The sequence below is a fragment of the Paenarthrobacter sp. NPDC089988 genome (assembly GCF_044748465.1).
GTDB lineage: Bacteria > Actinomycetota > Actinomycetes > Actinomycetales > Micrococcaceae > Arthrobacter.
In genome coordinates this window covers 1-24445 of the sequence record NZ_JBIVGD010000015.1, presented here as the reverse complement: position 1 = coordinate 24445, position 24445 = coordinate 1, and the positions used below count along the sequence as shown (strand labels likewise).

At 64.7% G+C, this 24445-nt stretch carries 24 protein-coding genes; 9 read left to right on the top strand and 15 right to left on the bottom strand.

Annotated elements, in window-relative coordinates; all coding sequences use genetic code 11:
* Nucleotides 1–52 precede the first annotated feature (52 nt).
* The 4 genes from ACIPV6_RS17080 (at nucleotide 53) to ACIPV6_RS17065 (ending at nucleotide 3931) form a co-directional block, all read left to right on the top strand.
* Nucleotides 53–781, top strand: a complete 729-nt coding sequence (locus ACIPV6_RS17080; RefSeq protein WP_400272014.1) for a lysostaphin resistance A-like protein — start codon at nucleotides 53–55, stop codon at nucleotides 779–781.
* A 112-nt stretch (nucleotides 782–893) separates the two neighbouring features.
* Nucleotides 894–1853: a 1,4-dihydroxy-2-naphthoyl-CoA synthase gene (locus ACIPV6_RS17075; protein WP_400272013.1), complete on the top strand. Its 960-nt coding sequence runs from the start codon at nucleotides 894–896 to the stop codon at nucleotides 1851–1853.
* A gap of 8 nt (nucleotides 1854–1861) precedes the next feature.
* A complete protein-coding gene (locus ACIPV6_RS17070; RefSeq protein ID WP_400272012.1) occupies nucleotides 1862–2992 on the top strand; it encodes an AMP-binding protein in 1131 nt (376 codons plus the stop codon).
* 60 nt (nucleotides 2993–3052) lie between these two features.
* The gene (locus ACIPV6_RS17065) at nucleotides 3053–3931 is read left to right on the top strand and encodes a 1,4-dihydroxy-2-naphthoate polyprenyltransferase (protein ID WP_400272011.1); all 879 of its coding nucleotides are present in this window, start codon (nucleotides 3053–3055) and stop codon (nucleotides 3929–3931) included.
* A 67-nt stretch (nucleotides 3932–3998) separates the two neighbouring features.
* On the opposite strand, the gene ACIPV6_RS17060 is transcribed toward ACIPV6_RS17065, so the two are convergent.
* The gene (locus ACIPV6_RS17060) at nucleotides 3999–4310 is read right to left on the bottom strand and encodes a DUF4229 domain-containing protein (protein ID WP_400272010.1); all 312 of its coding nucleotides are present in this window, start codon (nucleotides 4308–4310) and stop codon (nucleotides 3999–4001) included.
* Nucleotides 4311–4397: 87 nt separating this feature from the next.
* Between ACIPV6_RS17060 and ACIPV6_RS17055 the strand changes: the two genes are divergently transcribed.
* Together ACIPV6_RS17055 and ACIPV6_RS17050 are read left to right on the top strand one after the other, a co-directional pair.
* Nucleotides 4398–4769 carry a PLD nuclease N-terminal domain-containing protein gene (locus tag ACIPV6_RS17055; protein ID WP_400272009.1) on the top strand — a complete coding sequence of 124 codons (372 nt, stop codon included), beginning with the start codon at nucleotides 4398–4400 and terminating at the stop codon, nucleotides 4767–4769.
* Between the two features lie 5 nt (nucleotides 4770–4774).
* The gene (locus tag ACIPV6_RS17050; RefSeq protein WP_400272008.1) at nucleotides 4775–5416 is read left to right on the top strand and encodes a hypothetical protein; all 642 of its coding nucleotides are present in this window, start codon (nucleotides 4775–4777) and stop codon (nucleotides 5414–5416) included.
* Between the two features lie 10 nt (nucleotides 5417–5426).
* On the opposite strand, the gene ACIPV6_RS17045 is transcribed toward ACIPV6_RS17050, so the two are convergent.
* The 10 genes from ACIPV6_RS17045 to ACIPV6_RS17000 form a co-directional block, all read right to left on the bottom strand.
* Nucleotides 5427–6902, bottom strand: coding sequence for a dynamin family protein (locus ACIPV6_RS17045; RefSeq protein WP_400272101.1), 1476 nt, complete (start codon nucleotides 6900–6902; stop codon nucleotides 5427–5429).
* 5 nt (nucleotides 6903–6907) lie between these two features.
* Nucleotides 6908–8800: a dynamin family protein gene (locus tag ACIPV6_RS17040; protein WP_400272007.1), complete on the bottom strand. Its 1893-nt coding sequence runs from the start codon at nucleotides 8798–8800 to the stop codon at nucleotides 6908–6910.
* A gap of 129 nt (nucleotides 8801–8929) precedes the next feature.
* Complete coding sequence (locus ACIPV6_RS17035; RefSeq protein ID WP_400272006.1) at nucleotides 8930–10183, bottom strand: IniB N-terminal domain-containing protein; 1254 nt, start codon at nucleotides 10181–10183, stop codon at nucleotides 8930–8932.
* A gap of 168 nt (nucleotides 10184–10351) precedes the next feature.
* Complete coding sequence (locus ACIPV6_RS17030; protein ID WP_400272005.1) at nucleotides 10352–12349, bottom strand: LuxR C-terminal-related transcriptional regulator; 1998 nt, start codon at nucleotides 12347–12349, stop codon at nucleotides 10352–10354.
* Between the two features lie 2 nt (nucleotides 12350–12351).
* Nucleotides 12352–14463, bottom strand: a complete 2112-nt coding sequence (locus ACIPV6_RS17025; RefSeq protein ID WP_400272004.1) for an Hsp70 family protein — start codon at nucleotides 14461–14463, stop codon at nucleotides 12352–12354.
* A 141-nt stretch (nucleotides 14464–14604) separates the two neighbouring features.
* A complete protein-coding gene (gene ccsB / locus ACIPV6_RS17020; protein WP_400272003.1) occupies nucleotides 14605–15666 on the bottom strand; it encodes a c-type cytochrome biogenesis protein CcsB in 1062 nt (353 codons plus the stop codon).
* Entirely contained in the window at nucleotides 15666–17372 is a 1707-nt protein-coding gene (locus ACIPV6_RS17015; protein WP_400272002.1) for a cytochrome c biogenesis protein ResB, read from the bottom strand. Before ACIPV6_RS17015 ends, ccsB begins: the two co-directional genes overlap by 1 nt.
* Complete coding sequence (locus ACIPV6_RS17010) at nucleotides 17372–18127, bottom strand: cytochrome c biogenesis CcdA family protein (RefSeq protein ID WP_400272001.1); 756 nt, start codon at nucleotides 18125–18127, stop codon at nucleotides 17372–17374. The genes ACIPV6_RS17015 and ACIPV6_RS17010 overlap by 1 nt, the downstream gene beginning before the upstream one ends.
* Before the next feature lie 5 nt (nucleotides 18128–18132).
* Nucleotides 18133–18672 (bottom strand): TlpA family protein disulfide reductase, encoded by a 540-nt coding sequence (locus ACIPV6_RS17005; protein WP_400272100.1) that lies wholly within the window; start codon nucleotides 18670–18672, stop codon nucleotides 18133–18135.
* Between the two features lie 78 nt (nucleotides 18673–18750).
* Entirely contained in the window at nucleotides 18751–19416 is a 666-nt protein-coding gene (locus ACIPV6_RS17000; RefSeq protein ID WP_400272000.1) for a histidine phosphatase family protein, read from the bottom strand.
* Nucleotides 19417–19632: 216 nt separating this feature from the next.
* On the opposite strand from ACIPV6_RS17000, the gene ACIPV6_RS16995 reads away from it, so the two are divergent.
* The gene (locus ACIPV6_RS16995; RefSeq protein WP_400272099.1) at nucleotides 19633–20181 is read left to right on the top strand and encodes a YceI family protein; all 549 of its coding nucleotides are present in this window, start codon (nucleotides 19633–19635) and stop codon (nucleotides 20179–20181) included.
* A 172-nt stretch (nucleotides 20182–20353) separates the two neighbouring features.
* Nucleotides 20354–21088 carry a hypothetical protein gene (locus ACIPV6_RS16990; RefSeq protein WP_400271999.1) on the top strand — a complete coding sequence of 245 codons (735 nt, stop codon included), beginning with the start codon at nucleotides 20354–20356 and terminating at the stop codon, nucleotides 21086–21088.
* A 302-nt stretch (nucleotides 21089–21390) separates the two neighbouring features.
* On the opposite strand, the gene ACIPV6_RS16985 is transcribed toward ACIPV6_RS16990, so the two are convergent.
* The 4 genes from ACIPV6_RS16985 to ACIPV6_RS16970 form a co-directional block, all read right to left on the bottom strand.
* On the bottom strand, nucleotides 21391–21588 hold the full coding sequence (locus tag ACIPV6_RS16985) for a hypothetical protein (RefSeq protein WP_400271998.1): 198 nt from the start codon (nucleotides 21586–21588) through the stop codon (nucleotides 21391–21393).
* Between the two features lie 35 nt (nucleotides 21589–21623).
* Nucleotides 21624–21893, bottom strand: coding sequence for a hypothetical protein (locus tag ACIPV6_RS16980; protein ID WP_400271997.1), 270 nt, complete (start codon nucleotides 21891–21893; stop codon nucleotides 21624–21626).
* Between the two features lie 305 nt (nucleotides 21894–22198).
* Nucleotides 22199–22906 carry a redox-sensing transcriptional repressor Rex gene (locus tag ACIPV6_RS16975; protein ID WP_397325588.1) on the bottom strand — a complete coding sequence of 236 codons (708 nt, stop codon included), beginning with the start codon at nucleotides 22904–22906 and terminating at the stop codon, nucleotides 22199–22201.
* Between the two features lie 75 nt (nucleotides 22907–22981).
* Complete coding sequence (locus ACIPV6_RS16970) at nucleotides 22982–23236, bottom strand: glutaredoxin family protein (protein ID WP_400271996.1); 255 nt, start codon at nucleotides 23234–23236, stop codon at nucleotides 22982–22984.
* 94 nt (nucleotides 23237–23330) lie between these two features.
* On the opposite strand from ACIPV6_RS16970, the gene ACIPV6_RS16965 reads away from it, so the two are divergent.
* Nucleotides 23331–24146, top strand: coding sequence for an HAD family hydrolase (locus tag ACIPV6_RS16965; RefSeq protein WP_400271995.1), 816 nt, complete (start codon nucleotides 23331–23333; stop codon nucleotides 24144–24146).
* The last annotated feature ends 299 nt before the right edge of the window (nucleotides 24147–24445 follow it).

Below are 24445 nucleotides of genomic sequence, written 5' to 3'. Positions count from 1 at the left end.
ACCGAAAAGTATAGCCAACCCAGGGCTGGCGCGGCAAAGCTAGGCTGGTCACATGGGCTCCCTTTCGACGCAAACCAGGCTGTACCGGTTCAACATCCTCGATGCCGCCGCCGTCGTGGCCTATGTGGGCTTCATGGCCTACTTCACGTTTGCCGGCGCGTCGGTGGAACGGCTCATGCTGCAGTTTTTCCCGGAGCCGGCCACGGCGTCCTATGCCGTGAACGCGATCTTCTATGCCGCCGTCGGAATCTTCGCGCTGGCTTCAGCCTGGCGGGTGGTGGGGCGGGACTTCCGGATCCTGGGTACCCGGCCGTGGTTCACGCTGGGCATGGTCCCCCTGTCCGTGGTGGTCATGCTCATCATTACGGCAATTCTGGTCGCAGCCCTGGGTGGCGCGCAGAGTTCAGAGAACCAAATGGGCATCCAGGGCCTGCTGCAACACGTACCCGCATGGCTCATGGTTCCCCTGTTGGTGCTCCTCGGCCCGTTCGTTGAGGAGTACCTGTTCCGGCACCTGCTGATCGGGAAGTTGTCCCAGTACGTCAACATCTGGATTTGCTGCATTGTGTCAACTGTGGTGTTCGCTGCGATCCATACCATTGGCAGGGAAGGCCTAGAGCTGTCCGCCCTGGCGCCCTACCTGGGCATGGCCGTGGTCCTGGTGGGTGTGTACGTGTGGACGGGTAGGAACCTGATGTTCTCCTATCTGGTCCACGCCGCCAAGAACCTGCTCGCCGTGGTCCTGATCTACGCGGTCCCCGCCGAGCTTCTCCCCAGTTAGCCATCAGCCCCGCCCCCAACTGGGTCGCAGTTCGCGTCGTTCCCAGCGCTGGTAACGACCCCAACTGCGACGCAGTTGGGTGGGCGGCCGGGGCCATTACTAGACTCGGACTGTGAACAACCAACTCCCTGCCAAGGTTTCCGACGTCTTTGACCCCACGCGCTGGCGCACCGTTTCCGGCTTCGACGATTTCAAGGACATGACCTACCACCGGCAGGTTGAGCGCACGGCGGACGGAGTCAAAGACCTCCCCACGGTCCGCATCGCCTTCAACAGGCCCGAGGTCCGCAACGCCTTCCGTCCGGGCACCGTGGATGAGCTTTACCGCGCCATGGACCACGCGCGCATGACCCCGGATGTGGCCACCGTGCTGCTCACAGGCAACGGTCCCTCCGACAAGGACGGCGGGCACTCCTTCTGCTCCGGTGGTGACCAGCGCATCCGCGGCCGGGATGGCTACCGTTACCCCGTAGAAGACGCCGCGGGGGATTCCGCAGAATTTATCGATCCTGCCCGCGCCGGACGCCTCCACATCCTTGAAGTGCAGCGGCTCATGCGGACCATGCCCAAGGTGGTCATCGCCGTCGTCAACGGTTGGGCGGCCGGCGGCGGACACTCGTTGCACGTGGTCAGCGACCTCACCATCGCTTCCCGGGAGCACGGCAAGTTCAAGCAGACGGACGCCACTGTAGGAAGTTTCGACGCCGGATACGGCTCCGCGCTGCTGGCCCGCCAGATCGGGCAGAAAGCCGCGCGGGAGATCTTTTTCCTGGCCCGCGAATACTCTGCCGAGGACATGGTCCGGATGGGAGCCGTCAACGAGGCCGTGGACCACGATCGCCTGGAGGAGGTGGCACTGGAGTACGCCGCGGACATTGCCCGCCAATCCCCCCAGGCCATCCGCATGCTCAAGTTCGCGTTCAACCTCGCGGACGACGGACTGGCCGGCCAGCAGGTCTTCGCCGGCGAAGCAACGCGCTTGGCCTACATGACGGACGAAGCCGTGGAGGGCAAGGAAGCGTTCCTCCAGAAACGCGACCCCGACTGGTCCAACTTCCCCTACTACTTCTAGGACCCGCCGTGGACATCGATCCCATCCTCAAGGCCCTGGCTGCCGCCCTGCAAGGCGAAGGTCCCGCCGTCGAAATCGTCACTGACGCAGACGGCCGGCCAAGCGCTGTTCCCGTGGAAACCGGCGTCGAGGACGCCGCAATGGTGGTGCGCACCTCCGGTTCCACCGGGACTCCCAAGGCAACCGTCCTCACCATTGATGCTTTGGCGGCGTCGTCGGTTGGTACGGCCGTGGCCCTGCGCGGCGAGGGGCAGTGGCTGCTGGCCCTCCCCCTGCAATACGTTGCGGGTGTCCAAGTACTGGTCCGGTCCCTGTACGCCGGAACCCGGCCGTGGGTGATGGACCAGTCGAAGGGTTTCACCCCGGAAGCGTTCACTGCCGCCGCCGAGGAACTCACGGACAAGATCCGCTTCACCTCCCTGGTGCCCACCCAGTTGCAGCGCCTTCTGGACTCCCCCGCCCCTGAAACCCTCGCGGTCCTGCGCCGGTTCAACGCGATCCTGTTGGGTGGCGCGCCGGCGTCGCCCGCACTTCTGGCCGCGGCACACGCGGAAGGTCTCAACGTCGTCACCACCTACGGCTCAGCCGAGACGTGCGGCGGGTGCGTGTACGACGGCGAGCCGCTGGACGGCGTCGATATCCGCCTTGGCGAGGGCGAACTGGAGGGCCGCATCCTGCTGGGCGGCGCGACCGTCGCGGCCGGCTACCTGGAGGACGGCCCCGAGGCCTTCTTCGAAGACGACGACAACCGTTGGTACGTCACCGGTGACCTGGGCGAAATTTCGCCGGAGGGCAAGCTCACCGTCCTGGGCCGCGCCGACGACGTCATCATCACCGGCGGGGTCAAGGCTTCCGCCGCGTACATCCAGGAAAAGCTGGAAGGGCTCGACGGCGTCACGGCGGCTTTCGTGGCAGGCGTCCCGTCGCGCGAGTGGGGCCAGGCCGTGGCCGCCTATGTGGCAATGACCGACCCGACGCCGGAAGGCATCCGCGGTTTCACGGCCAGGCGGGAAGCCGCATTGGGGGTTTTGGCCCCGAAAACCGTGCTCGCGGCCGGCGAATTGCTGATGCTCCCCAACGGAAAGCCGGACAGGCTGGCCATGATCGAACTGCTCGAAGCCCTGCATCAGGGACAATAGACAGGTTCTGCCTTAACGAACCTGACTGAAGATCAACCCCAAACACACGAGGTACTGCACGTGGCGACAGCTGCACAATGGATTCAAGGAGCCCGGCTCCGCACACTGCCCGCAGCGATTGCGCCGGTCCTGATCGGCTCGGCTGCGGCCTTCGAACTCCATGCTTTCCGGCTGCCCAACGCGATCCTGGCGGCACTCGTGGCCCTGTTGCTCCAGATCGGCGTCAACTACGCCAACGACTACTCCGATGGCATCCGCGGCACCGACGAGGACCGCGTGGGGCCGCTGCGCTTGGTGGGCTCCGGCGTGGCCAAACCGGAACACGTGAAGTGGGCTGCGTTCGGCCTGTTCGGCCTGGCCATGGTGTGCGGCCTCATCCTGGTGATCATCACCCAGACGTGGTGGCTCATCCTGGTAGGCATCGGCTGCGTCCTGGCGGCGTGGGGCTACACCGGGGGCAAGAACCCGTACGGCTACCTCGGGCTGGGCGACGTGTTCGTCTTCGTGTTCTTCGGGCTCGTGGCAACGCTGGGAACCACGTACACGCAGGCAGGGCAGGTCAGCCTCGCGGCGGTGATCGGAGCGATCGGCACCGGACTCATCGCCTGCGCGCTGCTCATGGCCAACAATGTCCGGGACATCCCCACGGACACAGCTGCCGGGAAACGGACCCTGGCCGTGCGTTTGGGCGACAGGCACGCCCGGGAAAGCTACGTGCTGATGCTCGGCGTCGCCATCCTGCTGGTGGTGGTGCTGGCACCCACCAAGCCGTGGATGCTGATCGTGCTGCTGCTGATCCCGGCCTGCCTGATGCCGGCCTGGCTCATGGTCAACGGGAAGAAGCGCAAGAGCCTCATCCCGGTCCTGAAGCAGACGGGCCTGATCAACCTCGGCTACAGCCTGCTGTTCTCGCTCGGACTGATCCTGACGCGGATCTAGAACCAGTCTTTGTACAGCTAACGCCCCCAAGAAGCTTCCTTGGGGGCGTTAGCTGTACAAAAACGCTCTAGGCGGTGTCCGGGCGCTTGTCGTTGTTGATGCCAACGTCCGGGTTTCGTTCCACCAGGGAATCCTCGGCAGCGGCGTCGTCCACTTCGCCGGCGGAACGGAGGGGCTTGGCCCGGCCGGAGAAACGCTCACGCATGGCCCCTGTGGCAGCATCGCGCTGCTTCTGGAAAAACAGGTAGCTGACAGCAAAGGCGATAACGCCTGCACAGACCACGGCCAGGATCGCACCAGTCCCGAGGAACAGGAAAAGCACGAACAACGGCACGAAAAGCGCCAAACGGATCAGGGAATACTTGAGGAAAGCCACCATACAAGTTTAGCCGCCTCGATGGTTGCACTCTGATCACACCCACTGCGGGGCGTCCAGCGAAGGCCTTTCGGCGACTAGACTTGGTGCATGCTCCGCGTTGTTGGCGTCGTCCTGGTTCTGGCTCTCTTTGTGTACGCCCTCGTCGATGTCATTCGCACTGACAGCAGCAGCACCCGCGGCATCTCCAAGCCGGCCTGGATCGTTGTCATGATTGTCCTTCCCGTGCTGGGTGCCGTCCTCTGGTTCATCTTTGGCCGCCCGTACGGCAAGCCTTCCGCGCAGTCAGTGCGCCGCTACCCCACTGCCCCGGATGACGACCCCGACTTCCTCCGCAACCTGGAAGCCCGACGCCGGAACCAGGCCGAAGAAGAGCGGCTCAGGAAGCTCAAAGCCGAACTCGAGGCCAAGGAGCGCAAGCTCAAGGATTCACAAAGCCCTGACACAGACGAACTGAAGTAGGGAACATGGCCCAACAAGCTGATGAACCACGGTCGATCCAAGCGAACACCGGAACGCCTGTCAGCGGGCCACCAATCACCACCCAAGTACCACCGCCACGCCCAGGAGTGTCCGTATCCGCACCCCCACCGATCGTGGCCGCAGTACGCCCGCCCGGCCCTGCCCGTTGGGCCCGGACCGTGTGGCTGGCCAGCTTCCTGGCGGGTCTCGGCGTCATCCTGACGGATTTCCTGGGCCGCAACGCGCATTTCGAACGCCTCAAAGGCGTCATCGGTGGCATGGTCCCGGACAGTGACGCGACGGCACTCGACGGCGCCACCGCCGTCGTTTTCCTCGGCAGCCTGGGCATGCTCGCGCTGGTGACAGCCATGGAAGCCGTCCTGCTGGCCGTAGTCTTCCGGCACCGCGGGTGGGCGCGGTGGGCTCTGGCTCCCGTGGTCCTGCTGCACGCTGTGGTGACGGTGGTGATTGCCGACTTCGTCATCGCGCCCGGCGCTGACGGAGTGCTGGCGACTGTCCTGCTCGCCGCGCAGTACATCCTCGCCGCGGCTGGCCTCATCCTGCTGTTCCTGCCGTCGGTATCGGCATGGCTACGGCGTGGACGGACGGCTCCGCCGCTGGCTCCCCGTGCAGCAGGGCGCGGCTAGGCGAGCGTCCTCAGCGTCCAGCCGGAATCGCCGCGAGCATCCCTTCGCAACTGCGGATCACCACGCGGCATGCGCCCAAGGCAGCCGGTTCAGTCAGCGGGTTCTCCGCGATCGCACGCCAGCGGTCCAGACAGGAGCGGGCAGCATCGCTGACGCTGTCTTCGCCTGAATCGCCAGGGAGGCCCAACCTCAGCGCGGCTGCCGTCCCGGATCCACCCACCAGGCGCTCGGCCTCGGCCGCGGCAGCCGGGGTGAGCCCCACGCCGCTGGTCCGGAGGGCAGCCAGCAGCCTGAGTTCCCTGAACTCGTGGGCTCCGGCCTGGAGCCGCTCCAACGCCGTCACCAGGGAAGTTGCGTCTTCGGTTGCCGTGCTCCGCAGCAACGCTTCCAGACCCACGACGGCGGCGCGCGCCTTGAGGGCCTCGGCGCGGGTTTGGAATAACGAGGCGATGCTTTGAAGCAGCTGGCCCAAACCGCTCCGCCGGGCAAGTTCGTGAGCCAGTTCCGTGGGATCATCAAGGCCACCACGGATCAGGGCAACGCCCAGCCGGATGCCGAACAGTCCGAAGCGACCAACGAGCGAAACCCTGGTTTCTGCTGCGATTCCACGGGGTTCGGTAGCCCGGACAAAGCGGTCCGCGGACAGCATGATCCGTTCCCACTCGGACTTCCCAAGGCCCGCCAAGCAAACCAGTGCCTCATAGTCGGTTTGCCGCATGGTCCGGGAACTCTGCGCCAGCAGCCCCGCTACCGGTACTACACCGAGGGCCAGTGGTTTCAGGTTCTCGTCGCGGCTGTAGCGGTCGGCAATCACTGCGGCGGAAATCAGGGAGTCGATCCTTCCAGCGCCGATCTCATCCGCCCTGGACAGCACGGCGAGCGCGTTGACGGTCCCGGATTGCCCCACGGCATTGTCCCTGAACGATTCCAGGAACCGCACATCCGAGGCATGCATGTGGCGCATGAGGTAGATGACGGCGTCGGCGGTTGAGGGCGCGTTTTCGGGTAACAGGAAAGCCGTTGAGCGGCCTGAAACATCCTGGGAGAGGGACGCTATTCCGGGGGTGTCGATCAGGGTCAGGTCCTTCAGGCTCGCTGCCGGCCAGTCCACCACCAGGCGCTCCACGTCTTGGGCCTCGATGCCGCCGGGAGGGAACACCAGGCGGCCATTTTCCCGGGTAACCGGTAGCGAACGCGGTTCACCGCGCACCGGGAAAAGGGTGACGCGGGGTGTGGGTCCGTGCCGGTACCACGTGACAATCCTGGTGCACTCCCCTGCATCCGTTGGGGCGATTTCCTCGCCGATGATCGCATTGAGTAGGGTGGACTTTCCGGCTTTGACCATCCCTGCCACGGCGATGCGCAACGGTCCGGAGAGCCTTTCATCGAGCTCGTCCAGCGCGGCCGTGGCGCCGGGATCGCCGTGGAAGACCTCCCGGGCTTGTGCCAGGAGACCGGCAGCTTCGGCGATGCCGGAGTCCTCCATGGCGTTCATCCCGCCCGCGAACCGGCTGGCTGGGGCTTGGGCGAAACCCCGTCGTGGAGCGCAGCCGCGGCCAGGGCCAGGGCGTCCACTTTCTTGAGTTGGACCCTGATGTCCTTGATGCGCAGGTCCCTCTCGACGGCGTACGTCGCGGCGGCTTTCTGGGCGGCCGCCACGGAATCCGTCAGGGAACGGTGGTGCTCGTCAGCGATCTCGGTGAAGTGGTCCCTGGTGGCCCGCTGAACAAGGCGCAGCCTGTCCTTGAGCTGCTTTCCCACTTGGAACACGACGTCGTCAACCTGCTTGCGGACCAGCGCTTTTGCCTCCGCCTGGCGGCGCTTGAGCCGTGCTTCCTTCTCCTCTCGGTACGCCTTGCGGCCCAGCAGGAGTCCGGCACCGACGGACAGGGGATTGATCAGGGCCATGCCGAAGATGCCTGTCAGCAAGCCGAACATCAGCACGCCGCCGTAGGAACCGCGCATCCCGATCAGTACCTTCTGGAGCGGCGCCATCTTTCCGTCCTCCATGGTGGGCATCTCGTCCACGGGGTCAAGGACACCCCCGGTATCTGCCACTTGCATTAACGGCAGGGCCACATCGTCTTCGGAGAAATGCTCTGCAACCTGCCGGGCCAGCCACTGGGCGCGTTCGCTGGTCCACACGAACGTATCCGAAACCGCTGCTGCCGCGCTTTGCTCCAGCCAGAGGGAGAACTGTTCCCAGGCCGGTCCCGGATCGCCTTGGTCGATGGCGTTTTCCGCCTCCCGTTGGATACGCCGCAACCGGTCCCGGAGGTCGTATTCCATGTCCGCGATGAGATCCCCGATGCCGTCGTTGAGGGTGGTCTGCCAGCGGGCGGAGCGTTTGCGCAACGCGTCGGCTTCCTGTTTGGCCGATTGCAGGTCGGCGATCATCTGCGGCGTGCCATCCGGGTTCTCCAGGGCGGCGAGCTCAGAGTGAAGCGAGAGCCTTAGGTGTTCGGTGACGGACAGGACATCATGCTGCACAGCCCGCCATCGAATGGCCGCCGCACGGCCCTCGATGTCGTTCCGGAGATACGCGATCAGTGCCGGGAACCCGGATTCCTCATTCAGCTCCTTGTCCTGCAGGCGGGCTGCTTGAAGTCGCAGCTCAGAGGACACCGGGAGCAGCCGGATGTCCGGCCCGACGTCGGCCAGATGCTTCCGGTCAAGGTCGGCAATCTGCCTCCACCCCGGGTACAGGTCGGTCTTTGAGAGAACACAACAAACGTTCGGACTGACCCGCATGGCTTGGCGAAGGAAACGGATCTCCGGGTCCGTGTACTCCTGTGAGGCGTCCGAGACGAACAGCATGGCATGGGCGGATGGCAGGGCAGTCAAAGTGGTCAGTGTGTGGGAGGACCCGAGTCCGCCCACTCCGGGGGAATCCACGATCGTCAGTCCACCGGCAAGGAGGTGCCTGGGCAACGCCACCTCCGCCGCAACCAGGTTCTTGGCGTTTCCGGGGTTTCCGGCCTCAGAGACGTAGGCCGCGAGTTCATTGATGTTGACCGGGCGGCGCTCAAGGTGCGGATCACCCGCAGATGTCCCGGCACCCGGGGGTTGGCCATTTTCCAGATCGCCAGGCGCGGTGTCACCCGGCATCAGGACAGCCGCGGAGGCAGGATCGCCGTGCTTAACCACAGTGGGCACCGACGTGGCGATGTCGTCGTCAACCGGGCAGACCGGTGCATTGACCAAGGCGTTGATGAGCTGGCTCTTGCCTTGCTTGAACTCGCCCACCACGATCACGCGGACACTGGGATCGAGCAAACGACGACGGGTCTGTTCCAGTCGCCGTCGAAGGTCGTTCCTTTCTCCTGCCCCCAGCAGTTCAATGCCTTGCTCCACCAACGTGGCAATGCGTTCCGTTTCCGTCACGGCTGTTCCTTTCCTCCCGAACCCGAATGCCATGTGAACCGGCGAAATGCCCGGCAGGTGGTTTTCCGCCTGCCGGGCACTGCTGGGGCTTTACTTTCGTTTGCAGTACGCCGGAATCAACTCCCGTTGTCAGTCAATGTCCACGTCGTTCTTGGCCACGACAAGCGAATCGTCAATGTCGTTGTATTCGACATCGAGTTCGTTGTCGGCAATAACAGTGTTGTCTTCGACGTTGGTGTAATCGACATCCAGCTCGTTGTCCTGGACGACCGTGGAGTCGTAGTTGACCTGCACATCCTCCAGTTCCACTTCCGTGGAGTTGTCCACCTCCAGCTCGTTGTCCTGGACAACGATGGAATCGTTGATGACTTCGACATCCCCTACTTCCAAGTCCGTGGAGTTGTCGTTGAACGAATCTGCGACGTTGACCGAATTGTCCGAATTGTCCGAATTGTCGGAGTTGTCGTTGAACGAGTCGGCGATGGCTATGTTCGTCGAGTTGTCCGAATTGTCGGTGTGCGTGGAGTTGTCCACCGAGTTGTCCTCGTTGAACGAATCCTCGATGTCCACGTCAACATCAACATCGGTGTTGTACGAATCGTCGGTGTTGTAAGAGTCCTTGGTGACCGAGTGGTCCGAGTTGTCGTTGAACGAATCCTTGACTTCGATGTCCGTATTGCCAACCTCCACGTCGCCCTCGCCCTGCGAAACGATATTCAGCGAGTGGTCATCCGAATTGTCGGTGTTGGTGGTGGTGTTGCCGGAATCCCGGACGTCGTCGCCGGCCGCGATGGCGCCGTCGCCGGAGGCGATCACGGCCTCTTGCTCGAAGACCTGGCTCACGTCGCCGTTGGCCCAGATGTTCTGGTTGACGGACTGGTCGTTGATGGTGTCGCGGTCATCGATGGTGGTGGTGTAAGAGTAGTTGTTCACCACGTGGACCAGTTGCTGCACTGCGTGGGCGTGGTCGTCCCAGCCACCACCGCCGCCGCCACCACCGTGGCCATGATCGTCGTCGTCATCCCAGTCACGGCCACCACCGCCGCCGCCACCACCGTGGCCATGATCGTCGTCGTGATCGTCCCGGCCGCCGGTGTTTCCGTTGCCACCGTTGTGGGGAGCAGGTTGGCCGGCCGCACCGCCACCACCAGTGGAGGCATGGTTGCCACCGGTGTTGTATTCACGGTCGAACGAAGACCGGGCATTGATCGGTGCGTAGTCCAGGACCACGGGCCGGACGGCGTCTACGTCAGCGGAGGAAACGTCCCGGAGTCCCGCGGCTGCAAGGGCGGCTTCCGGATCACGGACAAAGTCCTCGGCGGCTTCGGGGTTGTTGAACAGGCTCATCAGGAACTGTACGAGCTGTTGTGCGAGTGTTGGCATTGGAACGCTCCCTCAAATTCTGTGTTGGTGGGAAAACGCCCGGCGCCGTTGCCGGGCTTGGGTCCAAACTATGGCCGTGCGGATGGGCGGGGCATCGGGTGCGGTCCCCCTATCGTCGGGCCACCCGTTAGGGGATGCTGCCGGTTTCCGTTAGGGGGTGCAGGGGTGTCATTCGTAGGGCGGGTGCCCATCCCCCAACGCCAAACGGAGGCGAACCAGCAGTTCGGAGCGGTTCTCCGCACCTAAACGGCGCCGCATCCGGGCCACGTGGTGTTCGGCGGTTCGGGGCGAAATGTAGATCGCATCGCCGATCTCACGGTAGGTCTTGCCTTCCAGAACCAGCCGCGCCACTTCCTTTTCGCGCGGACTCAGTCCGGATGGTTCCCCCGCCTGGCCGGCCCCTATCCCCGGAGGCTCTTCCCCCACGTCCGATTGCCCACCGGTTCCCTGGGGGTGGATATCCCGCGCGCACGCCAAGAGTTTCACCATGTCCCGGCGCTCGTCGGCGCGGGCTGCGGCGTGGCCCGCCAGCCGCGCACCTTCCCAAGGCATTCCGACGGCGGCCAGCCCACGGGCCGCTGTTTCGACGTCGGAAGCCTGGAACCGTCCGGCGAGGACGGAAACCCAGGCTTTACCACTGGAAGCCAGCACCCCTGCGTAGTGGCTGTGCTCTGCGGCCCGCACCAGCGCGGCCGCGTGTGGAGCCAGTTCCTGCGGGCTTTCACTCAGAAGGGCGGCCTGGACGGCCGACCAATGCAACGAAACGGACCACAATCCCGGGTTCCCGAGCCGGTCCAGGAGCTCCCAGGCCCCTTGCACGTAGTGCGAGATGCGGCTTGTTTCGCGCAACCGGGCAGCTGTGATGAGCAGTTCTCCCCACGGCAGGAGGCTGAAGAGATCCACGGAGACATGCATCATCGCCTCCCGTGCGCGGTCCCATGCGAGGACCAGTTCGTGGACTTCACCACCACGCCTGGCAAGCCCGACTTCGAGGGCCGCATGGAGGAACTGGTCCCTGGGCGTGAAGTTCCAGGGATTGGCTTTGACGGCCTCATTGATGGCCAGTCTGGCGTCGTCCGGGTTGTCTTGCTGCATGGAGCACCACGCCTGCATCAGGAAAAGTCGTGGCCGTGCGGAGTCGCCGCCCTGTTGTGCCGCCAACGCCGCTTGAACCACGGTACCGGCAACTGCGGGCTCCCCCGTATGCAGGGCCACAAGGGCAGCCAGGACCGCGGGAATTTCGGGGGTTGGGACACCGGCGCCCGCCGCATTCATCATGTCCGAGGCCCTGATCAAGTCAGGAAGGCCAAGCTCCGGCAGGGGCCCCAACGTTCGGCGCAGACCTTCACCCATGAGGGAAAGCGCGACGGCCAGGAGGGTGGGCGAACCGGATGCTGCGGACCCCGCCAGCAGTTCCCCGGCCGCGTCGGCGTCGCCAGATCCGATCATGGCCAAGGCTCCCAAAGACGCCGAGGAGCCTGTCCGTTCAGGTCCCAGCCACTTGTAGGTATCGGCACTGCGGGCCAGCATTCCCCGCTGGGCCCACACGGCTGCGGCCACATCGACGCCCAGCCGGATGTCCGGAGGCTCGGGCAACGCCAGTAGCCGGTCCACCATCCGGCCCGCGGCATCGAGGTCTCCAACGGCCGCCGCCGCCTGCGCGCGCCGCGCGGCCTTGGACATCTCGTTGGCACCGGCCAGGATCGATTCGGCGTACAAGGTGGCGGCCAGCAGCGGGTCCGAGTCCAACACCAGGTCCGCTGCGCGTTCGAGTTCTTCTGCAACGCGCGCATCCCGAAGACCGCCGCGGGCGAGTTCCCGGGCCAGCTCTCCCAAGGGCCGCCCGTGCGCCGCATACTTATCCACAAGTTCGCGCTGCAGTGCGTGGATGGCGGTGTCCGGGGTGCTGTTCAGCAGCGCGTACTGTACGGTCCCGAGCAACGAGCCGTCCGGAAACAGCAATCCGGCTTCCGTCGCCGTGTCGATGAGCTGTGGAAGGTCGCCGCGTCCCTCAAGCGAGTCCGGCAGGGGCGAGGGCAACGTGAACCCCACGGCCAAGGCCAGCAGCAGCTCACGAACCAACTCGGTAGTGCCCTTCAGATCAGGTTCGCGGCCGGCAGGTGCTGCCTCGCCCTGTCCCTCGGCTGTACGGCCTTCCCCGCTCATCCCTAGGCCTCCGCGGTCAGGGCGGGATCTTGGCTCGGGCTGGTCTCGGGTGGTGTTGGAGCAGGTACCTGTTCCGTCGGCGGATCCGACGGCAGGGGGTCCTGGGTTACAGGCGGCTCGGTGACCGGGGGCGCCTGGGTTGTGGGCTCGGGTGCAGGCGTCACAGGATCCGGGACAGTAGTGGGCGGCGGATCGGCCGGTGTCGTGGGGACTACAACCGGAGGCGTGGTCGGCTGCGTTGGCGGAGTGGTGGGATCGGGAGCCGGACCGCTTGCCGCGCCACCGGGGGTCGTTGGAGACGGAGTGGACGTGCCCGGAGCCGAGGGACCCGGAGCAGAAGGGCCGGACGTCGGTGTACCGGCACCCGGAATGGCCGCGCCGGCCCCGCCAGCAGGCGCTCCAGCGACGGCGCCTGTGCCGCTCCCGGCCATACCGGCTCCAGTGCCACCTGCCGGGCCCGACCCCTTCTGCCCCGTCCCCGTCTGTCCGGTACCAGCGGGCGTACGCGCCGTCCTGGCAGAGGCATCAAGGCCCTTGCCCGTCTGGCCACTTGCCGGCGTCGATCCTGGTTCGGCTGCAGCGCCACCGGCCGATGCGCTCTGGGGCTGCTTGCCGCCGTCGCGCATCACATCAGTTGCTTGCGACGCGAACAGGGAGATCAGGCCACCGCCCTCCGGGGTTTGCGCAGCCGTCGCGGTAATGACCGTGAGCACCGTGGCTGCGGCCGCCGCGGCGGCCGTCATCCGGACCCGCGATCCGGGGGCGTGCCGCCCTGCCTTCGACGTACCCGCTGCCGCCTGCTTGAGCGCGGACAGTGCCGTTCGTCCATGCACGACGCCGGGACGCGCCACCGGGTTCGCGCCCCGGGTGCGGTGACCAGACATGGCAGGAAAACCTGCCGCGACGGTCGCAGCCTCACGGTCCGCTGGCCCACCCTCCGCCGTCGGCGCTGCGGAGCCACCGGAAACGGCGGGGTTCGCCGAAAGAGCCGGGCTCGCTGAGAGGGCCGGGCTCGCTGAGAGGGCCGCGCCCAGGCAAATGGACGACTTCGGATCGGCATCCACCGCCACGGGCCGCTCAAGGTCCGCCGAGACCAGCTCGGCCACCAAGGGAATACGCGACGATCCACCGATCAACAGAACGGCTGTCAGGTCCTCAGGTTCCACCTGGACGGCCTGCAGGCTCCTGCGAAGGGCATCCAGGGTGTCCTGGACCTGCGGCTCGATCATCGCCTCGAACTCGGAACGGACAAGCCGGATGGCCTGCTGCCTGCCCGGAAGCGCGACGGAAATGCTGGCCTCGCTGTCCAGGGAGAGCGCTTCCTTCGCTTCGCGGCATTCCCTCTTGAGCCGGGACAACGACGAAAGGGTTGCAGGATCGTCCGCGGCCAGGGCATGGACGGCGTCTCCCAGATGGGCCACCACGTGACGCAAAACAGCGGCGTCGAAATCGGCGCCGCCCAAGGTTTCAATGCCGTCCGGATGGCCGATCAGTTCAAACCGATTGGCTCCAGCCTTGCGGAGGACCGCGGTATCGAAGGTGCCGCCACCGAGGTCGTAGACCGCAATGGTGCTGCCATCCTCAACCCGGGTTTGTGAAGCGTAGTGCAGGGCCGCAGCCTCGGGTTCACTGATCAGGCTGACATCGTGCAGTCCCGCGACGTTGAGTGCCGCGAGGACCGTCGAGATGCGGTGTTGGCCCCAGGACGCCGGGTGCGTCATGACAATGGAGGAAGCTGGACCGCCCTCGCGCTCTTCGGCTTTGGCCACCACCCACCGGGCCATGGCGGCGAAGACGTCCTCAGGCGCCATCCACCCTTCCCCCACCGCCAGGGGAACCGGGTCGCCGATGCGCCGCTTGAATTCCCGGACCATGCGCCGGGGATCGTCCAGGCCGCGGCGCTCGGCAGCTTCGCCTACCAGGACCCGGCCGTCCTCCGCGTAGTAAAGGACGGAGGGCACGGCGCTTCCGTGGAGTCCAAGGGGGAGCACTTCCGGCGCACCGGTGGAACCCTGGGCGGGCCGGAGCACGGCTGCCGCGGTGAAACTTGTCCCGACGTCAATGGCGAGAACATAGCTCATGGTTACCTCGAAAAAGAACATGGCATGGCGCATGCGGTCTTCATCACAAGCGGGGTCCAAACAAGGTAACACTTGCCCTTGGCGGGCGACAGCTTAATTTTTGGGCCGCAACCGGGCTCTCTCCAAGTGATAGTCGACTCGATGGAGAAGGCCCAGTTCAGGCCACTGGAAGGCCTACAGCCCTGAGTAGGAGTGCAATCCGTTGAAGACCGTGTTCACCAGCGTGAAGTTGATGATCACGCAGGCGTAGCCCACAATCGACAACCAGGCCGCACGGGTTCCGGTCCACCCGCGGGTGGCGCGGGCGTGCAGGTAGCCGGCGTAGACAACCCAGATCACGAAGGTCCAGACCTCCTTGGGGTCCCAGCCCCAGAAGCGTCCCCACGCTTTTTCGGCCCAGATCGCGCCAAACATGAGCGTGAACGTCCAGCCCACGAAAGCCACCGTGTTGATGCGGTAGGAGAGGTTCTCAAGGCTCAGCGCATTGGGGACCACCCGCATGAAGGCCAGGTTGTCCCGACGGCCCGCGGCGAGGTTCTTCTGCCGGTACGACTGCAGCAGTTGCAGCGCCGACATGGCGAACGTCAGGGTGAAGAGTGCTGAGGACAACACGGCGATGGAAACGTGGATGATCAGCCAGTAGCTTTGCAATGCCGGCACGAGGTGGCCGACGGGAGTCCAGAAAGCCACCGAAGCGGCCACCAGCATGATGATGGCCAGGCCGATCACGAACGTGCCAAGGAAGCGCAGGTCGCGTCGGACCAGTGCGATCAGGAACACGGCCACGGCCACGAATGCACCGGTAGTGAGGAACTCGTACATGTTGCCCCACGGCACGCGGCCCGCGCCGAGCGCACGCGTCACCACGCCTGCGGCGTGGATCAGCACGCCAAGGATGGTCAGAGCCACGGCGACGCGCGCGGGTGCACGGCGTTCGCCGCCGTACTTCATGTCACCTGCCGCAGTGGCTTCCGAAACGGTAGTGCCCGACGTCGGACGCTCGCCACGGTCTGCGGGGCCGGCGGTGTCCGAGGCACCCAGGCCGACCCGCCCGGCGGCGACGGCCACCTTCCCGGCGGTAGCGCTGGCGGCCGCCTTCAGGTCGACGGCCCGGAGCGTTTTGCTGCTCTTCGCCAGGTCCCACGCAAACGCGATGAACGCCACGGTGTACGTGCCGGCGGCCAGCAGCATGAACAGCTCGCTGTACTGGCCCAGGGTTTCGTTGATAGCGGGCATTACTGGTCCTTCAGGGTTGGGGAAGAGACGGAGTGGGAAGATTCGGTGGTGTCGGCCACCCGCCATTCCCGGGCGAAGAGTTCGCGCAACGCGGCGGCCTCCCCGGCAAGGCGGTGGTCCTCGCCGCGTGCCAGCAGGCCGTATTCAACCATGGTCCGGCCGTCCTGGTGGGTTCCGGTGCGGACCCAGACGCGGCGGCGTCCCACGTACAGGGACAGGACCAGGCCGCCTACGGCCAGCAGGCCGAAGATCAGGGCGTACAACTGGCCGGGGTTGTGGTGGATGTCCACGCCCACGTACTTCTTGACGGTGTCGAAGGTTATGCTGCCTTTGCCCTCCGGGAGAGTGGCGGTATCACCCAAGGCCAGCGAGATACCACCGGTATCGAGTTTCCGGCCGTTCAGCTGGGTCAGATCCTTCACGTCCAGTTCAAACACGTTCTGAGGTACGCCCTTGTCCAAGCCCAGGTCGCCGTAGTAGGAGTCCAGGGTCAGCGTCGGGTTGATGAGTTGGGGATCCCCGCTGTAAGAGATTCCGTCTTCGGACTTGAATTCGGTGGGCAGGAAGAAGCCATTGAAACCGAGCTGGTCCGGCTTGCCGTCGGGAACCTTGATGACCACCGATGAGTAGTAGTTGGCGCCCTGGACCTTCGCGGTTACCGGGCCTTGGAAGGCGATGTTGCCGGCGCCGTCGCGCACGGTGACCACGGGAGCATAGCCGTTGCCCGTGAGGTACAGGCTGGTCCCGCCCAGGGAAATGGGGTCGTTGACCTTCAGCACTTCCTTCTGCTCGGGGGCATCAGGGTTCTCCTTGGTGGTCACCTCGGCCGTGTAGTCGATCGGCTGGCCGGTCTTGTTGGGCGATTCCCTGTCGAAGGTCGCCTGGAACTTGTCCAAGCGGACTGAGTACGGCTGCAGCCAGGCGCTTTGGAAGTTGGTTCCCGGCGAGAACTGGTCATAGCCCACCAAGGTGTTGACGAACGTCTCGCCCTCCACCAGGATCCGCTGGCCGCTGTAGCCGAACAGACCGCCGATGGCCACGGAGACCAGCACGCCGATGAGCGAGGTGTGGAACACCAGGTTTCCGACTTCCTTCGTGAAGCCGCGCTCGGCACCGAGGCTCGGCAGCGCGCCGTCGGCGTCCCGCACCTCCACGCGGTAGCCGCGCTTCTTGAGCAGCCCGGCGGCATCGGTGATGGCCTTCGACGCCGGGATCCCGGCGTCGGCGGGCAGCGCCAAGGTGCCGTACTCCGGCAGCCGGGACAAACGCTTGGGCGTGCGCGGCGGCTGGGACTTCATCGCCTTGTAATGCGCAATGGCACGCGGAGTGACGCAGCCGATCAGCGAGATGAAAAGCAGGAGGTAGATGGCCGAAAACCACGCCGACGAGTACACGTCGAACATCTGGAGGGCATCAAGGAAGGGCCCGAACGTGGGGTTGTTCTTGATCCAGTCCGTGACGGTGACCGGGTTGGCCGGGCGCTGCGGAAACAGCGAACCCGGCACTGCCGCAATGGCCAGCAGGAGCAGCAGGAACAGCGCGGTCCGCATGCTGGTGAGCTGGGTCCAGGCCCACCGGAGCATGCCCAGGATGCCCAGGGTGGGCAGCGCGGCATCGGACTTCGCCTTTTTCAGCTTGTCCTCGCCGGGGTTGCCTGTGTCAGTGCCCTCGGCAGCGTTGTTCTTGGATTTCACGGACTCGCTCATCAGATCGGCAACTTCACATCGGTTTGGAACCAGTACTGCAACTCGGTCACCCAGTGGCCCCACACGCCGGTGGCCATCAGGATGCCGAGCAGAATCAAAATGCCGCCGCCTACGCGCTGGATCGCCAGGCGGTGCGTACGGAAGAAGGACATGACGCCCATGCCGCGGCGGACGGCCAGGGCGATCAGCAGGAAGGGCACCCCCAGTCCCAGGCTGTACACGAAGGCCAACAGCGCCCCCTTCGCAGCCGAGGATCCCCCGGACATGCTCAGCAACTGCACAGCGGAGTACGTCGGCCCAATGCACGGCGCCCAGCCCAGCCCGAACGTCAACCCCAGCAGTGGAGCGCCCCACAGGCCGGCGGGCGGTTTGGCGTGGATCTTGGCGTCGCGTTGGAACCACGCGAACCCGCCCATGAAGACGACGCCCATGATGATCACCAGGACGCCCAGCAACTGCGTGATCCAGGCGTTCTGCGGTCCGGTGAGCAACGTGCCCAACTGGCCGAAGGCGCCGCCCAGCAAAACGAAAATCACCGAGAAACCCAGGACGAACAGGCCAATGCCCACCAGCATGCGGCCCCGCCGCTGCTTCTGGAGGTCAACCCCGCTCAACCCCGTGACGTAGCCAAGATAACCGGGCACCAGCGGGAGGACGCACGGAGAGAGGAAGGAAACGAGCCCCGCCAACAAGGCCACTGGCACGGCCAGGAGCAATGATCCATTGAGGATGGTCTCGGCAAAGGGACTGTTCATGGGTACTACTCGGCCACTGCGGACGTGATGAGGGCCTTGAGGGTGCTCTTTTCAATCTCGCCGAGCACGCGGGAGGCAACCTTGCCTTCCTTGTCGAGGACAAGGGTGGTGGGAACGGCGTTCGGAGGAACAATGCCGGACACTGACAGGAGGACCGCCCCATCCTTGTCATTGAAGCTCGGGTACGTCAGGTTGAAGGTCTTGTCGAAAGCTTCGGCGGTTGCCTTCTCATCACGAAGGTTGACGCCGAAGAACTGCACGCCCTGGTCCTTGAATTCCTGGTGGAGGGCTTCCAGTTGCGGAGCTTCCACACGGCACGGGGCACAGGCAGCGAACCAGAAGTTCAACACGGTGACTTTGCCCTTGAGGACATCCGGGGTCACTGCGGTTCCGTTGAAAAGGGTGCCCTTGAGGTCCACGGGGGCGCTGCGGTCCGCCTTTGCGAACTCGGTGACCGATCCGTCGCCTGCAACGTAGTTCTTGTTGTCGCCCTTGCGGGCCTGGTCTGCCAGGGAGTCCGGCTGGGCACAGGCCGAGAGTCCCATGGTGAGCCCGGCAAGCAGGACCCCACCGGCTGAGAGCGCGCCGCGGCGCGAGATGTTCTTCTTATCCACGGTTCCCTTTCACGCTCCCGGGGTGCTGGCGGCACCGGGCAGGAGAACAGCGGCTGGCTCGCTGTACTCCACGCGGGCTACCGTGCCGTCGTCGTCGAAAACCAGGGAGGTAAGCGAGGCCAGGGTGCACTCCCGCTTTCGCGGATCGTGGGCCAACCGGCGGCCTTCGGCTGAGAGCCGGGTGGCCCAAATGGGCAATTGGTGGCTGACCATGATGGCTTCGGCTCCGTCGCCGCCGAGTTCGATGGCCTTGAGCCGGGCATCCTGCACAGCGGCGATGACGCGCGCTGCCTGCTCCTTGTAAGGCTCGCCCCAAGAGGGCCGCATTGGGTTGCGGAAGTAGTACCAGTGCTTGGGCTTCAGGAACTCGCTCCGCGTGGGGTGCAGGCCTTCAAAGTGGTTTTCCGCTTCGATGATCCGCGGATCCGTGGTGATGGGCAGGCCCAAAGCCTCGGACGTGGGCATGGCGGTTTCCTGGGCACGCGTCAGCGGCGAGGCCACCAAATGGACAATCCTGGCGCCCTGGTCTGCGCGCACCACAAAGTGCTCGGCCAGCATGCGGGCCATCTCCCGGCCGCGCTCGGAGAGGTGGAATTCAGGCAGCCGACCATACAGGACGCCATCGGGGTTATGGACCTCGCCATGGCGAAGCAGATGGACAGTTGCTTGGGGCATGTTTACCAGTTTCTCAAAGATGCGGGGCGATCTGAAATCTTCTACCGCTAGTAGAACTCAAAGTTTTCCGAAAATGTTCCGGGAAGTTGGAATAAAAGATGCATATGCATGTTTATACTGGACACGAAGCTCGGTTGACTCTTCAAGTAAACAGCTCGATCAGGTCAGCCGGGCAAGCCCAACGATCCATCCCTAACACCTAGGAGCAACACCATGATGACCCTTCCCGCCAACGTCTCCACCGGCACCTGGACCCTGGACAACTCCCACAGCGAGATCGCCTTCACTGTGCGCCACGCAGGCATCAGCAAGGTCCGCGGCCATTTCAAGGAAGCCGAAGCCACGCTGGAAGTTGGCGAGGCACTGACCGATTCCAAGGTGACCGCCTCCATCCAGACCGCCAGCTTCGACTCGGGCGACGTCAACCGCGACGGCCACGTCAAGGGCGAGGACTTCTTCGATGTGGAGAAGTTCCCTGAGATCACGTTCGTCTCCCGCCACGTCAAGGCCAACGGCGACGGCTTCGACCTGGTGGGCGATCTCACCATCAAGGGCGTCACCAAGGAAGTTGCCATCGAGACCGAGTTCAACGGCGTGGCCGTGGACCCGTTCGGCAACACCCGCGCAGGCGTCTCCGGTGAAACCACCATCAGCCGCAAGGAGTTCGGCCTTACCTGGAACGCCGTCCTGGAAGCCGGAGGCGTCCTGGTCAGCGACAAGGTTGTCATCAACCTTGAACTCGCCTTCATTGCACCGGCTGCCTAGCCTTATCGCTGGAACCGGCCCGACGGCGCCCCCGCCCATCTTCGGTGTGCGGGGGCGCCGTTTCGCATGCTCGGAAATCACCCGTCCATTGTTCGGCAAATACCCGGTATTTGGCTGCGGGTTGGCCCCGAATTTCCTATGCAACCCTCAACCCGCGGTCTACAGTGATGCCATGAGTAACCCAGACGAAGCACCACAGCCTCAGCAGCCCGGCTCCGAGCCACAGCAGCCCGGCAATGTTCCTCCTGCGGGTTACCAGCCTCCGCAGGGCTACCAACCATCCCAGGGCTACCAGCCGCCGTCGCAACCGGGCCAATACCAGCAGCCCGGCCAAAACCAGCAGCCCCCGTACCAGCAGCCCCAGTACCAGCAGCCGGGTCCCGGCCAGCCGGGACAGGGCCAGCAGGGTGGTTTCCACTTCGAAATGCCCACCGACGGACCGCGCAATTTCAACGATGTCCTCCCCCAAGGCGGCTTCTCAGGCATCTTCAAAGTCCAGGGGCTGCCAACGGAGCTGAAGGTGTCCTACTTCATCTGGGTGATTTCGGGACTGCTCGGCCTGCTGTTCGGGCTGATCGGACTCTTCGCCATCATCGCGGCCTTCGCCTTCATACCGGGGCTGGCAGCTGTCGCGCTGATCCTGCTGATCATCAGCCTTGCCGTCGCAGCAGCGCAGGTTGTCCTGGCCATGAAGATGAAGGAAGGCAAAGAGTGGGCACGGCTGGCCCTGACGGTTCTTGCAGCAGTCTCTTTGCTTCTGGCCATTTTTGGTTCCATCAACATGGGCGGTCCCAGCGCGGGCCTGGGCAGCAACTGGTTCGGCTTCCTGGTCAGCGCCGTTGCCGTCGTCCTCATGTGGCTCCCGAACTCGCAGCTCTGGTTCAAGGCAGTCAAGGGCACCGCCTGACGCGGAACCCGGGTACCGCCGTCGTGCACTAAGACATCGTGCACTAAGACCAGCGGTGAAGAAGGCCGCGGACCTCCCAACGGAGGCGGCGGCCTTCATCATGCAGGAGTACGGCTATGTACGCCTGCGTGATGATTTCTCCACGCGCGGGAAATTCCTGCGTGTGATCCTCCGTACCACCGGGAGGCTGGGGGTACGGTGGATTCAGAACCATGGTGGGGGCATTTTGTTCTTGTTGACCCCAGCAGTATCAGCCGTCGACCAAGCAAAGGAATGCCATGAGCAACCCTCCCTACCCGCCGTCAAACCCGGGCGACTCCACTCCGGAGCAGCAGGGGTCCCAGCCTTCGGCGCCGCAGTACGGACAGCAGTCCGAACCCAATGCTCCGCAGTACGGCCAGCCGTCCGCGCCGCAATACGGCCAGCAGGCTCCGAACGCTCCCCAGTACGGGCAGCAGTCCGCGCCGCAGTACGGTCAGCAGGCTCCCCAGTACGGCCAACAGCCCTCTCCCTACGGCCAGCAGCCCGGATCGCCCTATGGCCAGGCCGCCCCGCAGTACGGCCAGGACACCAACTGGCCCAGCCAGCAGCCGGGACCCAGCACGGTCCCCCAGATGGTCAACATCGCTTTCTGGATGATCGTGGCCGCCGGTATCCTCTCGGCTATCAGTTCGCTGCTCCTGGCAACCACGGGTTCGGACGCCTTCATCAATTCCATGGTCCAGCAGGCAGCAGCCCAGGGCACTGAGTTCCCCGAAGGTTCCCTTGAAGGAATGAAGGGAGCCATCACCGTTGGTGCCATCATCGGCGCCATCGTGTCCCTCGGCCTTTATGCGCTGGTGGCATTCCCTGTCCGCAAGGGCAAGAACTGGGCCCGTATCCTCGGAACCGTCTTCGCCGCCATCTCGGTCCTTGGCCTGACCGGCCTGTTCCAGTTCGGCGCAACGTACGGCATCCTGCAGCTGCTGGTGATCCTGCTGGGAGTCGCGGCAATCGTCATGCTGTACCTGCCGGCGTCGGCACCGTACTTCCGCAAGCAGCAGGCGTTCGGCAACCCGTACGGCCGCTAACCCAAGCAGAACTGATCAGCGGGCGCGGACCCGGCGAAGGCTAAACGGCCTGGCCCGGTGTCTGCGCCCGTTGTGCGTGGTAGGCAAGGATCTGAAGTTCCGTGGCCATGTCCACCTTGCGAAGGTTGACGTGCGGCGGTACCTGGAGGAGCACGGGGGCGAAGCTGAGGATGCTGCGGATTCCGGCCCCGATCACGCGATCACATACTTCCTGGGCCACCGTCGCCGGCAGCGCGAGCACCACCATGTTGGTGTGCGTGCGCTCCAGGACCCGTTCAAGTTCTGCCGAGTCGCTGACCCTGAGCCAGCCCACCTCGTTGCCGATCACCATGGGGTCGGCATCGAAGATGGCCACTACGTCGAACCCCCGGGATTCGAAGCCGCCGTACCGGGCCAGCGCCTTGCCGAGGTTACCGGCACCGACGATTGCCACTTTCCAGTCGTGTGTCAGCCCGAGGGCAGCGGCGATGTGCCGGCTCAAGTACTGGACCTCGTAGCCCACTCCGCGGGTTCCGTACGAGCCGACGTAGGACAGGTCCTTCCGGAGCGTCGATGAACTGACGCCCGAGGCCTCAGCCAGCGCATCCGAGGAAACGCGTTCCACGCCTTCGGCAAGGAGGGAGTTGAGCGCACGCAAATAGAGGGTCATCCGGGCCACAGCCGCGGGCGGGATCTGCTTGGCGGCAGGTTCGTTGTCCCCGGTTGTTGCTTCCGGTGACGGTTCCAGCGCAGTCACGGTATTCTCCATTGCGTCGCTTGTTGTTCCACTCTAGGGCTCTTGACCGGGCTCAACAAAAAGCCATTTCCTTGCGTGAGCGCGCCCTTAGCCCTCCAGCGCTTTCTTCAAAAGACGGGTGAGGCGCTGCTCGTCGATGGTCCAGAAGTCGCGCTGTACGCCGTCCACCAACAGCACGGGAATCTCCTCGGCGTACCGCTCGCGGAGCGCGACGTCGCCATCGATCGATGTTTCGCTCCACTGCACGCCCAGGCCTGAGGTGACGCGTTCGACGGCGGCACGCGCCGCGGTACACAGGTGGCAGTCAGCTTTGGTGAGCAGGACGACGTCGGGAATAGGCATGACACAACGTTACCGGCTGCGGCGGCAGCGCCAACGCGGCGGCCGCCCATGACGCGCGAAGCGCGAGGCACCCGCAATTGACTAGACTCAAGGCATGCCCGACGAGAAGGACGCCGCTGCGCTCGCAGACGCCAAAGTGCCGCAGCACACCGGCGAGGCTGCTTTCTTCGACGTCGACAACACCCTGATGAAGGGCGCCAGCCTCTTCCATGTGGCCCGCAAAATGTACGAGCGCAAGGCCTTCACACTCTCTCAGGCCGCGGGCTTCGCGTGGAAGCAGTTCAAGTTCGTGATTCGTGGCGAAAACATGGAAGACGTCCATGCCGTCCGAGACTCCGCGCTGACCTTGGCTGCAGGCATTTCGGTCGACGACATCAAGGCCCTGGGCGAAGAGGTCTATGACGAGATGATCGAGTCGCGGATCTGGCCGGGTACCAAGGCCTTGGCCGAACAGCACCTTCGGGTTGGCCGCAAAGTCTGGCTCGTCACAGCCACTCCGATCGAGGTGGCTACCGTCATCTCCTCGCGACTTGGTTTGACTGGCGCGCTGGGAACCGTCGGCGAGATCGAGAACGGCACCTACACGGGCAGGCTCGTGGGCGACATCCTGCACGGTCCGGCGAAGGCTGTGGCCGTCCAGCTCGTTGCGGACCGCGAGGGCCTGGACCTGGACCATTGCTGGGCTTACAGCGACTCCGCCAACGACATCCCTTTGCTCACTTTGGTTGGCCACCCCGTGGTCATCAACCCGGATGCCCGCCTGCGCCGGCACGCCCGCGAGAACAACTGGCCGGTGTACGACTTCCGTTCGGGCCGCCGCGCAGCCACCCTCGGACTGAAGGCAGCAACCGTGGGCGGCGCCATCTACGGCCTGTGGCGCGGATTCAGCCGCTTCCGCAGCCCCCGCTGACCTCCCCCCACCGACCCTCTCTCACCAAACCACCCCTCCCCACCGACGCTCTCTCACCAAACCACCCCTCCCCACCGACGCTCTCTCACCAAACCACCCCTCCCCACCGACGCTCTCTCACCAAACCGCCCCTTCCCACCGACCCTCTCTCACCAAACCACCCCTCCAGCCGCACCCTCTCTCACCAAACCACCCCTCCCCACCGACGCTCGTTACCTTTTTCGTAGCCTGTTTCCTGGTGCAGGATATGGGTGTGCTGGCCTGCCGGCTCCGGCATGATTTTGACGCTCTGTCGCTTG